Below are 13,705 nucleotides of genomic sequence, written 5' to 3'. Positions count from 1 at the left end.
GGACAGATTTTGAATATATGAAGTCTGTTTTTTGTTTGGTCTTACACCGATTGTTCACGTTCCGATATAACTTACTCGTCCCCAAGCATCTTTTTATAATAATCTGACTTGGTAGTTGCATCAAATCCATCCAGTAAATACTCTGTAGGGATATATTTTTCATACTTAAGATCCATGAAGTAGTTGCAAAACAACTGCTCGCCATATATTATTCTGCCGTTACCATCAGTGAGGGCATATACAAATCCATGATAAGAATCTGCGTTTACTGCAAGAAGGTCATAGGTTTTTTCCTCTTTAACGCAGTAATATCCTACGTATTCAGTAGACTCGTACTCTCTAAGCCTCTTTACTTCTTCTGCATAGTCATCGGCTGAATAATCTACAACCAGATATCCAAGGTACTGCGCATCCCAAGGATTATAATAAACCATTTTGAAATCCGCCACATTCATATCATCTGTAATCTTATATGGCCAGATATGTTCATCCATTCCAAGCTTGGTCCATTTGTTTTCTTCATCCTTAAACGGAGCTTCATTTCTGGAAAAAGACATATATTCATTATAATGGGTGATGTCGTCATATTCTTCAATTGGCGCCAAGTGAAAGCCTACACACAAAATTCCAATGATTACATATAATACAATCACTCGCCAAAAGCCAATGATCATCCCGGCCACAGTGGCTATTTTCATGAAAAGAACCAGCCATCTTAGTGGCCACATCTCTTACTTCCTTATCCATCATCTCGCTTTTTCTTTCTCCTTCAATTATTTCTCTGACATCCACATCGTAGAAATCCGCAATCTCAACCAGTAAAGAAATGTCCGGTAGATTGGTTCCATTCTCCCATCGTGATATGGTTCTGGAGCTTACATTAAAAACCTGTGCAAGCTGTTCCTGGGTCATTTCCTTTTCATGTCTTAATTCTTTTAAAAATCTTCCTGCTTTTTGCTGATCCAATAATTGATTTCCTCCTCTCCTTGGATAATTGGAGTATATGAAACCTGTCCACGTATTACCACGACACAAAGCGAGAAATGCCGTATTTTTGCACCGGACAAGGTGTGTCTAGTCCAATATTATTAAATTCATGAGTTATTATATACATAGTAAAAGCAGCGTACAATCCATAATCCGAATCATACACTGCTAATATATTCCTACTAAAGAAATCTCACTGACTCCATGTTGATTCATTTTCAGATGTAGTCAAAGATTCCTTGGATAGCGTCTGTGATATTTATAATGTCAGGATAATGTATCCTATCAATCTTTGAATAACCCCTGATATTCAAATCAAGGAGTGCCATTTTTTCACATTGCACATAACCTTCTACGTCTTCAGTTTCGATATGTATATGTAAAGGTCCTGCTTCCCCTTTTTCAAAAATAGGGCATCCGATTATCTCATAAGTCTGATTAAAGAAATCCTTACTCACAATAAGAACCGGTTTCTTGATATGTTCAATCTTAAGTATATCCCCCTGATGCAATTCTTCCTTCATTCCCAAATCTCTCTTCCTACCGATTCACCCCAGTCAAACTCGCCATCTAAATGGAGCTGCCCACCATACTCTGCAGCACGTTCTTCCAGTGTTCTATGTCTAAATGGTTTAACAAGCATTATCATGCCATTAGATACCTTTACATCAAGAACATCATCAACTGAAATAGCCGCTTCCTGAAGTACCTCTTTTGGTATTCTAATTCCCTGACTATTTCCCCATGTTTTAACTTGAGCTTGCATAATCAGCACCTCCTTTGTATATACATTGTATATCCCTGAAACAAAAAAATCAACTTATTTGTCATCCAGATTAGTACGTTCCGAGTTAATTATCTAAGAAAATATCCACCAAAACTCATATAGTGTATAGTTGTCTCTTCTGTTATCGCACCATCAACGCGGATTGATGTTGGTATAAACTTATATCCTTCTTTGGTTGTTATCTCTTTTGGAACAATAGCTCTGAGTTCATCAATTGACGCGCCTTCTTTATCCTTTTCAATAAGAGCATACGCAACATCCTCAAGATCAAGTGTAGTCAACATCTCTTCAGTATCCGGCACATAAACAAGCAGCTTAGATGGGTCTATTACCGGTCTTTCATTATCACTGTAATAGTTTTGTCTGTTAAGATATGACTTGCCATAGTTCTGGTAGATAATGTAAAACTCGTCATAACTACTTACATCAAATGAATTAACACGACCATTCAGTCTTACATCTATCTGGAAAAAATCAATATCTTCTCTCCCGTCTCTCCCCTTAGATAAAAGAACTATCTGGTCCCGGGTCAGTTTTCCCTTTAGATAATTCTGACCAATGCTTCCGCCTTCTTTTGAGATTACTTTGTAAGCTTCTTTGGCCTGCATTTCATCGAAAACTGTAGCATTATCACCAAGCGCTACAAACTCTTCTATCTCAGATTTCCGGGAAAGAGTAACCACATTTCTTGCATTGGCAAATGGAGATATAAATATCACCATCACAAGAGAAGCAATCGCAAACAGCGCACAATAGGCGATATCTTTTTTGCCAAAAAATCTGATGGTATAAAGTGCAAAGTAAATAACCTCAAACACAATAAACATAATCTCCAGGTATCTGATTGTAGTAAAACCATAATCATCTATTCTGATGAACATGCATATTACCTGAAGAATAATAAATGGAATATACAGAAATGGCAAAAGACCTGCTATCTTCTTGAACAGTCCCTCTGCGCAGCCATAAGCCATTGTCCAGATTCCTATACCAAAAACAAAGAGTACGGCAAGAATCTCAAACACCTCATCAGAAGGCAATGACCTTTGAATAATGATCTTAATGATATAGAGATAGATTATCAAATAGGCAATTGAAATAATGAATACAAATACATAATTAAGGATTGCCTTACCTAACTTGCTGATATCATCTTCAGTATCGGATAAACCTGCAATTGCACAAGGGTAAGCAACAAAACCCAAAGGCAAAAGCTGAACTCTCATAATAGTATCAGAGTCCCAATCTTCAAAGATAAGTACACCAAAGAATACAGTAATAAAAAGTGAACCAATAGCCAGAATAACGTATAAAAGCTCAGACTTCATAATTCCGCAGAAAGCCTTGGCAACATACATTTCAAAGGTTTCACCACTCTTTTTGTAAAAGAAAAAGATAATAAGGCAAAGATAAAGAACAATGAGAGTCACAAAAAGACCACTCATAAAGCCTCTGGCTGTAAGATGAGTAATGTCATACAGGATTCTAACTAAATCAGTCTCATAATTGATAGCATCAATAAGCGCTGTCACTATGCCGGCAGCCATAATAACAACATAGAGAATTATCCTTTTTACACTCTTTTCCTGGTGATAAAGATGGATATTCTCACACAATAGAGCACTGATAGACGCTGCAACTAAAACACTACAGCAGCAATACAGAACCTTCTGCACATTAGAACTTAGATCAAAGCTATCACCATAAAAAATAACATTTAACAGCGTTGCCACCATAAATAATACGATAGACACAGGATGATGCGAAAAGATATTACAGAATCCCCTTTTTGTTTTCTCAAAAATTTTCATACAAACCTCCAAGTTATCCCCAAACTAAGCTATTTTAGTATATGTGAGTTGGGCCTCATCTGTAATACAATTCTTCATCGATATTTGTTGCATATTTTCCGGATTTTAGCTTTGCGAACTGTCAATTTCCCTTCTTCCAAACGCTTTTACTAATTTCATATACTCCGTCATGATACGGACCTTCTCCGGTAAAAAAGGTTTCGAATTCACATTTTTCAAGGACTCTGCCTGATGCTTTATTCTCCAGAAGGCGAATGCCATAAACTTCTGAAATACCAACTCGATCTGTTATCACTGGAAGGAAAGCACTTACTGCCTCTGTAGCATAACCTTTTCCGGTGTACTGTTTTGCTACATGATATCCAATTTCCCATTTTCCATCATCGATTGGGACTAGCTGCACATGACCGATATTCGTCCCTTCTTCCTTTGTAATCAGTGCATAGATAAGAGGTGCTTCAGTAGAATTATACTGTGACATTATGAACTCTATAGTTTCCTTGGCATCTTCAAGTGTCTCAAAAACTTCATCAGGGACGAATCTTCTAATGTCCTCATCCAGTGAGTTTTTATGGACATCCATCGCCATATCCATTGTCATTTCTGTTATTTTTAATCTGTCTGTTTCCAATAAAATATTCATATTTATTTCCTTGCGTAGTTATACTGAAATATTAACATCCTAAAATCCGCTTTGCGGATGATGACTCCCTCCTGCCATTCATATGCCTTTATTCCTGTTTATAGCCACTTCTTTTTCCTGAAAAATAGTAGACTGACCAGTACTATTAAAATGCTAATCGCAATAACCACAGGATATCCCCATCTCCATTCAAGCTCAGGCATATATCTAAAATTCATTCCATACCATCCAACTATAAGCGTCAAAGGAAGAAATATTGTTGTAACTACTGTAAGCACAGTCATTATCCTATTCTGTTTTATATCAAGATGGGCCTTGTAAAGATCCCTAATCTGCATGGTATAGTCCCTGATTGCTGTTGAAGTATCATGCAACCTGTCCATTCTATTAAGAAACAGCCTGAAATATCTGATATTTTCCTGCTTGAAAAAGCTGTTCTCATTTTCTTCAAACTCCTGCCCTAAATCCATAAGTTGCTCGTAATGAATCCGAAGATCCCTGATATTACTCCTTATCTCATTAACTCTGCCGGACGCAATTTTTTCATCTTCATTAAGTATGGCATTTTCCATGGCATCAAGCTCTTTGTCATAACGTTCCATGAGTCGTAGATCATCCTTCACAATCTGGTCAAGAAAATCGTAAAGAAATCTCTCAAGCGAAGGCATACGCCATTTCTTAGTGTTTTTAATCCTTTTTATCAGTTTTGCTGCAGCACCGGAATCATCGATAAATACGATTCCCTTTTCATCAAGAGCAAAGGCAAATCTGCTACTCTCTCCTGACATGTTGGTTCTGTCAGGAATTACAAATGAACCTGTAAGTGAGTCATAATTCACCTCTGCCTTTGTAGTCAGGATATCTTTATCTTCTATATCCATATCAATTCCCATATCAAATATGCCACTACAATTCCTCCATTCCTCAAATGTAAGAATTGCAACATACTGATCTTTTGCGTTCTTTATCTCTTCTGCTGTAACTTCTTCCAGCATTTCCTTAATCAAATAAAACATCGGTTTTCCTTCAACATTATGTTTTTAACTATTTTGTTCTTTATACTTTAAGATAATTTTGAACTTTCAATCTCTATTATACATAAATTGAGCTCTAAAGCATTACTGCTTCAGAGCCCGAATAATTCTATTTGTCCTTATTGTATCGCTCCTGCCACACACATGCCTCCCCACATAATAACTGCATTCTTTGGTTCATTAAATTTCTATTAAAACATCTGGTATTCGTTTAACAAGAAAAGTATAAACCGTATAATCAGATATATACTAATCATTTTCTGTTATATGAGAGGGATAAATATGGACAAAAAAAGAATGATCCTATTCAGCATTATTGCAGTGATTGCCTTTGCTCTTTGTCATGGCTCTTTCCCCGCAAATGCAAAAACCATGATGGATACCGGCACTCCGCTTTATGACCAAGCCGGTGATACATTTGAATTTGGTGGCGTGCTATATGAAATCACGTCTATCGGCTCATCCGGAGAGTATTATGGGACAACAAAAGCAATCGGAAGGGCAAAAGAAAATGACACTTCCCAAACAGTAATAGGTATTTCCAATGCTAGTTTGCGCGTATCTGAAGGAAAAGACGGATTCAAGGACTTCCAGTGCACGGAAATAGCAAAGAACGCTTTCAAGGACGATAAGCTGATATATGTACTCATTATTGACGAAAAAACCGGGGTACAGAAGATCCCGCAAGGTGCATTTTCAAACTGCCGTAAACTCACCTATGTGCATATTCATGGAAATAAGCTTCAGAAGATAGAAAAAAATGCCTTCTCAAAGTCAAAAAAGATCAGGTATCTTGGCATAACCGGCTCTTGCATCAAATCAATTGATAAGAATGCATTTAAGAAAGGAACCAAGACCATTCTTAACATACGCTCAACCAATGATATGAAATATGGAAAAAAGGTTAAGAAACTTCTTAATAAAGCAGGCATAAAAGTAAAAAAAATCTATACCTACTAGACTTTAACATCAACTAAAAAAGCATCAAACGCAGCAATGCCCCGTACCCCAGATTATTACTGAGGTTGCGTGGCATTATTGTTTTCTATTTTTGTGATAAAAATCCAATTCTACCGGTTATCACCGCTTCTATCAGAAGTATTGTTCCCACGGAGACACTGGCAGTAGAAAAATCATCCCTGAAATTAAGAAAGATAGCTATAGCAGTAAGAAAAATCGTGATGATCGCACATGCTATTTTTATCTTTTTCTGATGTCTCTCATCTTCAAAATCAACAGCATATATGACCAGTCCAAGGCTGATACATAGTGCAAGCGTGCCGATGGCAGCTCCTTTCCCTGTTCCGCCGCTCTTATATAAATACAAAAGTCCGATGAACTGTATGAAAACTGAAGCTCTGAAAGTACCCACAACGTTCAAGAAAGTGCCTGCTACAAACAATATCCAGCCTAAAATACCCATACTATCAGGCATGGCAAAAAACAATGCGCAGCCTATTATGATTAGTGATATGCATAGCATTAACTCTGATAACGAAAAAGTGGGTTTATTCTTTGAATACTTTTCTTTAAGTTTTTCTAAATCGATTCCCATATACCGTAACTATTTTAATTAGTTTGCAACATCAATCCACCACATCTCATAGCTGCTGGATACGTCCTTATACTGCTCGACATTTGCGTTAGCGTCGTTACTACCGTAGGCGATGTTAAGGCACTTCCCACTGTTGTGATTTATGATCTTGTAGGTGTTATTTACAGCCGGGTAAATCTCCCACTTCTGGCTGTTGCTGCCATAATAATCCCACTGACATACGTTTCCCCCGTCCCATGTTGCTGAATCCTGGACTGTGAGAACTTTACCTGTTGAAGCAGATTTAATGATGTAATAATCGCCTTCTTTTACGAAGTACCACTTCTGATTAGCATTTCCCCTGAAGGGATACTGAAGGATATTGGTGCCGTTGTCCCTTCTGTTGCCCTGAACATCCAGTGAAAGGCAGCTTCCGGAGTTTATGAGCTTGTATGCCTTAGAACTGTCAAACATTGCACTTGATCCGGCATTATTACCGGTATTGGATGACTGTGAAGGTGCAGGCTGATAACTACTGTTATTATTGCTGTTATTGTTGTTACTATTATTGTTATTGCTGCTACTGTTGTTCGAACTTCCTGTGTGAGCATCATAGGAAGCCCAGTCATAGTAAGCACTTATCCCGGTTCTTCCATCGTAGTGTCTAAGCCAGTTGTCCACTCCTGTTCCTGGCCATACGTTCATCATGATTTTTCCGGGAGTGTTCGGGATATCCCTTGTTGCAGTGAATACAGCCTTGCCATCCACATACCAGGTGATGCTTCCGGCATTCCAGTCAAAACCATAGGTATGGAAACTCTGTGATGCATCAAATCCAAGGTTGTACAAGTATTCGTGGTTACCCTGTCCGTTTGTGTAATAGTTAAACTGGACTTTCGTGGTGTCATATCCAAGAAATTCTATATCGATCTCATCCCATTTTGTACCATCACTCTCACCTGTGTAGGTAAAGAAAGAAGATACAACGCCTGAGTTCTTAATGGGTTTCATATTAACCTGGAACAGCCCGTATCCGTAGTATTTCTTTGTTCTGTACTCTCCTCCCGTGTATCCTTGCCAGTTTCTGTCGATAGTAAGCTTCATCTGGCCGTTTGCAAAGGATACATTATTTGGTGACCAGGTGCAGTCAAACATCCCGCCGTTGCTCCAGCTTGACATCTCAAACTGGCTGCTGTCGTGATAATCAAATGCCATCCCGTCGTGAGTGCCTCCCCAGGCACTTGCAGCTGTGACCGGCATTGCAGAAGCAAGAAGTCCTCCGATTGTCAGCACAGTCCCCAAAACAAGTGAAACTAGTTTCTTTCCCATAAAAACAAACACCTCCTTTTTTGATAATAATAGGCATTATCAAAAAAGGAGGATATTATATTCATGTCCAAAATATCAGAATGCTGATGTTGGATGACGGAATAATGATGATAATTTTGTGCAATAATACTAAAAATCACAAGATATTTATTCCTGCATCCTCAAGCTTTTTAAGTGTTTTCTCATACACTTTTTCATTTCGTGCTCCTACGCACTTTCTTACTATTTCCGTCTTATATCCGAGTTTTGCGGCATCCATCGCCGTTTTAGCGACGCAGGAGGTGCCGTCAACTCCTACAATCTCAAGCTCCGTTGCTTTGAGCCCTTTCAGTTTTTGTGAAAAGGCTTTTGATGAAAATGCACTCGGACTCTTCTTTTCAAAAACCAGATCCGAAACCATGAGAAGCTCATCCGAGAGGTCGTATCCGTCTCTGTTCCCGGTGAGGCCTACGTTTTTCACATAGAAGATTGGAACGTCTTCCTCTTCATGAGCCAGTTTTATCTCGTAGTTAATGTTCGATAAAAGCTTCTCATCGTATCCGCTAAGATACTTTTTCTGCATGTCAATTACAACTAATACCCTCATAAGATCCCCCTCTTATCCGGTCTTTGTACTTAATTGATACACATATTATTTATCATTGTAAAACTGTCGGGGGGAATTTACAAATTAAAAGTTCATGAATCTTTGCAACGAAACCACGGTATAAACTGTATATAATATATAATGATAAACGGAGGAAATGCTGTGAAAACGTGGATGAAGAGACATATTTTGCTAGATACTTTGATTTTAAGTGCCGCCTTTAAGATACTAAATGACTTGCTGCAGGCTCATAAGCTGCGATTCAGATTCTTTGTGATCCAGGTAGTTGTAACCCTGGCTGTTATAGGTATTATCGTTGGAATCATTCAGCTTATCAGACGACAGAATAATAAAAAGGCCCGGAGGCTTGCCTATATAGCAACTACTGCAACAATTGTTTTAGTCATGTTTTATGCGTTTCTGCCCATCACTATATTCTATTTGGGTGAGCGCGAAACTACTGCATATATAGACGGGGTGAAGTATTCTGCTAACACTTCAGAGTTCCTGGACCGATTTGTGTATTACTATGAGTACAAGAACTTTTTTATCTCAGGAAATGTGCTGAAAATAATGGATGAATATCCGGGATTCACCGGCCCCACTCCCATCAGAAGAGTTTATGACGAAGACGGAAACGGAACGGTTGTTATGGGACAGGGAGGCTGAATTTCATATTAATGCAGAAAAGAGCTGAACGATCAGCTCTTTTTGTAATGCAATCAGGGTCTGAGTATAGCCATAAGCCACTCTGAATCCGGGGTATCAAGCGCTCTGTCCATGGTCATCTCTTCCATTATTCCCTGAAATGCAGACCAGAAGCAAAGCGCCAGCAGTTTAGGATCGCCCTTTCTGAATATCCCGGCTTTTTGGCCGTTTTTTATAATCTTTGCCGTATTGTCGATGGCTTCCACCGAATTCGCCAATTTGCGCACGTCTTCCGGCATTCCGGCACGTCTGGCCTGTGCCATCAGGACAAACATATTTGCTACGTATGCATCCTTTTTAGCATAGAGAAATAGTTCATCCAGCATCCCTTTTAGGAATATGTCTGCAGGGATTCCCTCTACAGGAGCTGTTGCCCCTGTAAACTCTTTCCCCATTACGACGAGAGCCATTACGAGCTCTTCTTTTGATTTGAAATAGTGAAACATCAGGCCGGTGCTCATTGGAACCGCAGCCGCAATATCCGCAACTTTGGTCTCATGATACCCTTTTTCCACGAAGAGCGTCAGAGCTGTCATAAGTATTGCTTTCCTGCGTTCTTCCTTCTGTTCTTCTCTTGTCATTGGCTTCCCCTTTAAAATATCCCTTGTTTTTACAAATTCTCTGAATAGCAAACTTGCCGTTTGTCACAGCTATCGGGAGTCCTCCCGGTGAACTGTTCCACTGACCTGCAAAACAGAGATTCTTTATGCCCTTTATGTCTCCTTTTACTCTAAACGGTATTCCGTTACCTGTCGAGATAAAGCTCATGTAACTTCCATGATATGCATTGCAGTATCTCTCATAAGTGAGCGGAGTCCAGGAATCAAGGACGTGGAGATTGCCTTTGAGCTCGGGATATCCGGCCTCTAATCTCTCAGTTACCTCTTTCACCAAAGCTTCCTTAACTTCTTTATATTCCTCTTTGGGAAGTCTCTTCCAGTATTCAAAATCGGCATCGCTCTGGAAAAAGCTGGTCTGAAGTACCTGTTTTCCATCCTTCACAAACTTCGGATCATAACCATACACTTTGACATACATACGGTCTAACGTTCTTGCGCCAATCTTAAGAGGCTCAATATCGATAAATACGGTTTCTCCGGGATTAAAATCCTTATTTACGGTATACGCAACCTGGAATCCGCTTGTGACAGGAAATGCTTCGCGGTTATCGTATGCTTTTTTCATAGCCTTGGGCATATACTTGCTGTCGATCATTTTGCCAAACAGAAGATTTGTATCAACGGTTGCTATGAAATAATCGCCGGTTACCTTCATTCCGTCGTCAAGAATCATAGCAGCGGCGCGCCTTTTCTCAACCAGAATCCTGTCTACAGCCTTGTTATAGTAGATCTTGCCGCCAAGCTCCTTGTATCTCTTCTCCATTCGAATCGACATCTCCAGAGATGCCCCCATTGGTATGTCACCGTTACCATCAGCGATGGATGCATAGGATACAAACAGTGATTCTGCACTGTATTCCTTGGGAAGATAATCACACATAAGCTTCTGAATCAAGGGAGACTTGAAGCGTTTGCTGTAGTCTTCCAGAGATTCCTGCCCAAGATCCTTGATAACCTTCATAAAATCGCCCATGGATTTTCCAAGTCTGATGTAATCTCCGATGCTGAACATGTCCATCGGTTTATCTGCCGGAACCTGACATTGCTTGGAGTATTCCACATATTCGATAAATTTATTTATTTCATCAGCATCTTCCGGAGAAAGCTCTGTGAGCTCTTTTCTTGTTCTCTCAAGATCTGCCCAGAGTGTCGCCTTTTTACCATCAAGACATGAGGTATAAAAGGACTCAAGATGAACGTACTTAGTATTATCCGAAATGGCTCCAACAGTCTCCCATACGTCGTACAACTCTGTTCCCTTCTTGGTTCCTGTGAGCCAGTGAATACAGTTATCTATATGAAAGCCTTCTCTGTTCCATCCTGTGCATTCTCCTCCGGGTGTGGAATTCTTCTCATATATTTCTGCTTCAAAACCTGCAAGTCTTGCATAAATACCTGCAGAAAGTCCTGCAATTCCCCCACCGATTATTACTACTTTTTTCTGCATACCCATAATTGATCTCCTGTTTTATTGAATTAATATTCATTGAATGTATATTCAATATAAATCTTTCAATCATATTTGTCAACTTGTTTTTTACATAAAATAACACATAAAAAAACAAGCCTCACATATGCACTGATATTGGCTTGTTTTACACGATATTGACTTTACTAATTGTTATGCGCCTTTTTATCGCATTTTTGTAAGTTCATCAAGAATGCAGTTTGCTGCGCTATCCTTGCTCATAAGAGGAAGCTCTGTCTCGCTGTCCTTGGTGATAAGCGTAATAACGTTGGTATCAACGCCAAAGCCTGCGCCGGCAACCTTGAGATTATTTGCACAGATCATGTCGAGATTCTTTTTTGCAAGCTTTTTCCTGGAATTCTCGAGCATATTCTCGGTTTCCATTGAAAAGCCACATAGAATCTGACGCTCACCTTTGTGCTCTCCGAGCCATTTTAAGATATCTTCCGTTCTTTTAAGCGGTATGGAGAGATCACTGTCATTATCATTTTTCTTAATCTTGTTATCTGCTACCGTTTCGGGTGTGTAGTCCGCAACTGCAGCCGCTTTTATAATGATATCCTGTTCCTTTGCCCTGGAAGTTACTTCGTCAAACATATCCTTAGCGGAAGTTATCGGAACCACATTTACATAGGCCGGAACCTGAATATCCGTAGGTCCCAGAACAAGTGTGACATCGGCGCCTCTGCCTGCCGCAGCCTTTGCAAGAGCAATTCCCATCTTGCCTGTTGAATGATTGGTTATATATCTGACGGGATCTATTGCTTCTCTTGTGGGGCCTGCAGTCACAAGGACCTTGATTCCTTCCATATCCTTAGGCGCTGCAATTTCATGAATGATGGCATCCACAATATTTGCAGGCTCTTCCATTCTTCCTTTTCCCACAGCGCCGCAGGCAAGGTAACCCTCGTCGGGTTCTACAATAATATATCCGAAGTCCTTAAGAGTTTGAAGATTGCGCTGTGTCACAGGATTTTCGTACATATGTGTATTCATAGCAGGTGCTATTATTTTCTTACAGGTGCAGGCAAGGGCTGTGGTTGTGAGCATATCGTCTGCTATTCCGGCAGCAAGCTTTGCTATGCAGTTTGCTGTAGCGGGCGCGATAACAAGAATATCTGCCTTGTCTGCCAGGGCGATATGTTCCACCTCCCACGGATGATTCCTGTCAAAGGTGTCCGTGACGCATCTGTTGTGTGTCAAAGCTTCAAAAGTAAGCGGCGCAATAAATTCCGTGGCGTTTTTGGTCATTACAACATCCACGTTTGCGTGCTGCTTTATGAGCTTTGATGCCAGATCAGCCGACTTGTAAGCCGCGATCCCCCCTGTAACTCCTAATAGAATATTTTTTCCTGATAGCATGATCTACTTCACTTTCATAACTGCTTGCATTAAGTTCAAATATGGCATTAAGTCCCCGTAAAAGAAGGTCCTTTTCATAGCAGACTTCCCGATTTATCCAGGGAATAACAAGGCTTCCAAGGCCTCCCGTGATTACAAGTGCCATATTATCCAGTTTGTAATCGGCGCTGATTCGCTCTGCTGCGCCCGAAATCATCATTCCGGCTCCGGCTACAGCTCCGCTCATCATGTTTGAGGCGGTGTCTGTTCCCAGAATCTCGGTCACTTCTCCCGCAGACAGCTGTGGAAGCTGCGCAGTCCGCATAGCCTCTGCATCTAGTGACAGCTGCACTCCGGGAGCTATCATTCCGCCGATAAGTTTTCCATTTTCATCTGCTACGGTGATTGTGGAGCAGGTTCCAAGGTCGCAGACCATGACCGGTCTATCCTTAAACATCGACTTTGCTGCGGATAAATCCACGATTCTGTCTGCACCGATTTTACCCTTGCTGTAATTCGAGATATCTATTCCGGTTATGAGTTTGTCACTCATAAGAAGCGGCTTCGTTCCGGTTATCTCCTCCATTGCATAAAGAGTGACTTCGTTTATCTCGGGCACCACCGAAGAGAGAATCGCCCCCCTGAAGGGAGCTTCCTCATACTCTGCTTCTATTTGGTCAAGATAATCCTGTAAAAGGCCGCCAAGAGCCTTCGTTATCTCTTTTTTGCCATAGTCTCTCATAGTCGCGATTCTTCCGGTAAATTCCGGCTCGCCATTATTCAAAACTCCGGCAACTATGCTTGAATTACCTATATCAACAGTCAAAATCCTGCTCATAATAATTACACCTGCTATT

16 protein-coding genes are annotated in these 13,705 nt (G+C 40.2%); 2 read left to right on the top strand and 14 right to left on the bottom strand.

Annotated elements, in window-relative coordinates:
• Positions 1 to 71: 71 nt before the first annotated feature.
• From BMW61_RS16380 to BMW61_RS16350, 7 genes are all read right to left on the bottom strand, one after another.
• The gene (locus BMW61_RS16380) at positions 72 to 605 is read right to left on the bottom strand and encodes a hypothetical protein (protein ID WP_091824059.1); all 534 of its coding nucleotides are present in this window, start codon (positions 603 to 605) and stop codon (positions 72 to 74) included.
• On the bottom strand, positions 592 to 966 hold the full coding sequence (locus tag BMW61_RS22860) for a helix-turn-helix domain-containing protein (RefSeq protein ID WP_091824055.1): 375 nt from the start codon (positions 964 to 966) through the stop codon (positions 592 to 594). The genes BMW61_RS16380 and BMW61_RS22860 overlap by 14 nt, the downstream gene beginning before the upstream one ends.
• A 239-nt stretch (positions 967 to 1,205) precedes the next feature.
• On the bottom strand, positions 1,206 to 1,511 hold the full coding sequence (locus BMW61_RS16370) for a type II toxin-antitoxin system PemK/MazF family toxin (RefSeq protein WP_022762945.1): 306 nt from the start codon (positions 1,509 to 1,511) through the stop codon (positions 1,206 to 1,208).
• Positions 1,508 to 1,753, bottom strand: coding sequence for an AbrB/MazE/SpoVT family DNA-binding domain-containing protein (locus BMW61_RS16365; RefSeq protein WP_026498253.1), 246 nt, complete (start codon positions 1,751 to 1,753; stop codon positions 1,508 to 1,510). The genes BMW61_RS16370 and BMW61_RS16365 overlap by 4 nt, the downstream gene beginning before the upstream one ends.
• 89 nt (positions 1,754 to 1,842) lie before the next feature.
• Positions 1,843 to 3,585, bottom strand: coding sequence for a DUF4153 domain-containing protein (locus BMW61_RS16360; RefSeq protein WP_091824052.1), 1,743 nt, complete (start codon positions 3,583 to 3,585; stop codon positions 1,843 to 1,845).
• A 121-nt stretch (positions 3,586 to 3,706) separates the two neighbouring features.
• Positions 3,707 to 4,228, bottom strand: a complete 522-nt coding sequence (locus tag BMW61_RS16355; RefSeq protein ID WP_091824051.1) for a GNAT family N-acetyltransferase — start codon at positions 4,226 to 4,228, stop codon at positions 3,707 to 3,709.
• A 98-nt stretch (positions 4,229 to 4,326) separates the two neighbouring features.
• Positions 4,327 to 5,244: a magnesium transporter CorA family protein gene (locus tag BMW61_RS16350; RefSeq protein ID WP_026498250.1), complete on the bottom strand. Its 918-nt coding sequence runs from the start codon at positions 5,242 to 5,244 to the stop codon at positions 4,327 to 4,329.
• A 300-nt stretch (positions 5,245 to 5,544) separates the two neighbouring features.
• Here BMW61_RS16350 and BMW61_RS16345 point away from each other — a divergent pair, with 300 nt between their 5' ends.
• Entirely contained in the window at positions 5,545 to 6,222 is a 678-nt protein-coding gene (locus BMW61_RS16345; RefSeq protein ID WP_175475257.1) for a leucine-rich repeat protein, read from the top strand.
• Positions 6,223 to 6,307: 85 nt separating this feature from the next.
• Here the strand turns inward: BMW61_RS16345 and BMW61_RS16340 are convergent, their stop codons facing one another.
• From BMW61_RS16340 to BMW61_RS16330, 3 genes are all read right to left on the bottom strand, one after another.
• Entirely contained in the window at positions 6,308 to 6,817 is a 510-nt protein-coding gene (locus BMW61_RS16340; protein WP_091824045.1) for a hypothetical protein, read from the bottom strand.
• An 18-nt stretch (positions 6,818 to 6,835) separates the two neighbouring features.
• Positions 6,836 to 8,125 (bottom strand): beta-glucanase, encoded by a 1,290-nt coding sequence (bglS, locus tag BMW61_RS22855; protein ID WP_091824042.1) that lies wholly within the window; start codon positions 8,123 to 8,125, stop codon positions 6,836 to 6,838.
• Between the two features lie 136 nt (positions 8,126 to 8,261).
• Complete coding sequence (locus BMW61_RS16330) at positions 8,262 to 8,711, bottom strand: cysteine hydrolase family protein (protein ID WP_022762949.1); 450 nt, start codon at positions 8,709 to 8,711, stop codon at positions 8,262 to 8,264.
• Between the two features lie 162 nt (positions 8,712 to 8,873).
• Between BMW61_RS16330 and BMW61_RS16325 the strand changes: the two genes are divergently transcribed.
• Positions 8,874 to 9,380, top strand: a complete 507-nt coding sequence (locus BMW61_RS16325) for a hypothetical protein (protein WP_139176387.1) — start codon at positions 8,874 to 8,876, stop codon at positions 9,378 to 9,380.
• Between the two features lie 53 nt (positions 9,381 to 9,433).
• Here BMW61_RS16325 and BMW61_RS16320 read toward each other — a convergent pair whose 3' ends face one another.
• From BMW61_RS16320 to BMW61_RS16305, 4 genes are all read right to left on the bottom strand, one after another.
• Positions 9,434 to 10,000 (bottom strand): TetR/AcrR family transcriptional regulator, encoded by a 567-nt coding sequence (locus BMW61_RS16320; RefSeq protein WP_091824036.1) that lies wholly within the window; start codon positions 9,998 to 10,000, stop codon positions 9,434 to 9,436.
• Complete coding sequence (locus BMW61_RS16315) at positions 9,915 to 11,486, bottom strand: phytoene desaturase family protein (protein WP_091824103.1); 1,572 nt, start codon at positions 11,484 to 11,486, stop codon at positions 9,915 to 9,917. The genes BMW61_RS16320 and BMW61_RS16315 overlap by 86 nt, the downstream gene beginning before the upstream one ends.
• Positions 11,487 to 11,672: 186 nt before the next feature.
• Positions 11,673 to 12,869, bottom strand: a complete 1,197-nt coding sequence (coaBC, locus tag BMW61_RS16310) for a bifunctional phosphopantothenoylcysteine decarboxylase/phosphopantothenate--cysteine ligase CoaBC (protein ID WP_091824033.1) — start codon at positions 12,867 to 12,869, stop codon at positions 11,673 to 11,675.
• Positions 12,805 to 13,686, bottom strand: coding sequence for a type III pantothenate kinase (locus tag BMW61_RS16305; RefSeq protein WP_091824031.1), 882 nt, complete (start codon positions 13,684 to 13,686; stop codon positions 12,805 to 12,807). Before BMW61_RS16305 ends, coaBC begins: the two co-directional genes overlap by 65 nt.
• Positions 13,687 to 13,705 lie beyond the last annotated feature (19 nt).

Origin of the sequence: Butyrivibrio sp. ob235 (assembly GCF_900109475.1) — a bacterium.
GTDB lineage: Bacteria > Bacillota > Clostridia > Lachnospirales > Lachnospiraceae > Butyrivibrio.
The sequence above is the reverse complement of the archived record's forward strand: the minus strand, read 5'-3'. Positions and strand labels throughout refer to the sequence as shown.

What these genes read in the sequence shown, in the direction of transcription:
- BMW61_RS16370 (WP_022762945.1), bottom strand. Translation starts at nt 1,511, where the DNA reads ATGAAGGAAGAATTGCATCAGGGGGATATACTTAAGATTGAACATATC.
- BMW61_RS16365 (WP_026498253.1), bottom strand. Translation starts at nt 1,753, where the DNA reads ATGCAAGCTCAAGTTAAAACATGGGGAAATAGTCAGGGAATTAGAATA.
- BMW61_RS16360 (WP_091824052.1), bottom strand. Translation starts at nt 3,585, where the DNA reads ATGAAAATTTTTGAGAAAACAAAAAGGGGATTCTGTAATATCTTTTCG.
- BMW61_RS16355 (WP_091824051.1), bottom strand. Translation starts at nt 4,228, where the DNA reads ATGAATATTTTATTGGAAACAGACAGATTAAAAATAACAGAAATGACA.
- BMW61_RS16350 (WP_026498250.1), bottom strand. Translation starts at nt 5,244, where the DNA reads ATGTTTTATTTGATTAAGGAAATGCTGGAAGAAGTTACAGCAGAAGAG.
- BMW61_RS16345 (WP_175475257.1), top strand. Translation starts at nt 5,545, where the DNA reads ATGGACAAAAAAAGAATGATCCTATTCAGCATTATTGCAGTGATTGCC.
- BMW61_RS16340 (WP_091824045.1), bottom strand. Translation starts at nt 6,817, where the DNA reads ATGGGAATCGATTTAGAAAAACTTAAAGAAAAGTATTCAAAGAATAAA.
- bglS (WP_091824042.1), bottom strand. Translation starts at nt 8,125, where the DNA reads ATGGGAAAGAAACTAGTTTCACTTGTTTTGGGGACTGTGCTGACAATC.
- BMW61_RS16330 (WP_022762949.1), bottom strand. Translation starts at nt 8,711, where the DNA reads ATGAGGGTATTAGTTGTAATTGACATGCAGAAAAAGTATCTTAGCGGA.
- BMW61_RS16320 (WP_091824036.1), bottom strand. Translation starts at nt 10,000, where the DNA reads ATGACAAGAGAAGAACAGAAGGAAGAACGCAGGAAAGCAATACTTATG.
- BMW61_RS16315 (WP_091824103.1), bottom strand. Translation starts at nt 11,486, where the DNA reads ATGCAGAAAAAAGTAGTAATAATCGGTGGGGGAATTGCAGGACTTTCT.
- coaBC (WP_091824033.1), bottom strand. Translation starts at nt 12,869, where the DNA reads ATGCTATCAGGAAAAAATATTCTATTAGGAGTTACAGGGGGGATCGCG.
- BMW61_RS16305 (WP_091824031.1), bottom strand. Translation starts at nt 13,686, where the DNA reads ATGAGCAGGATTTTGACTGTTGATATAGGTAATTCAAGCATAGTTGCC.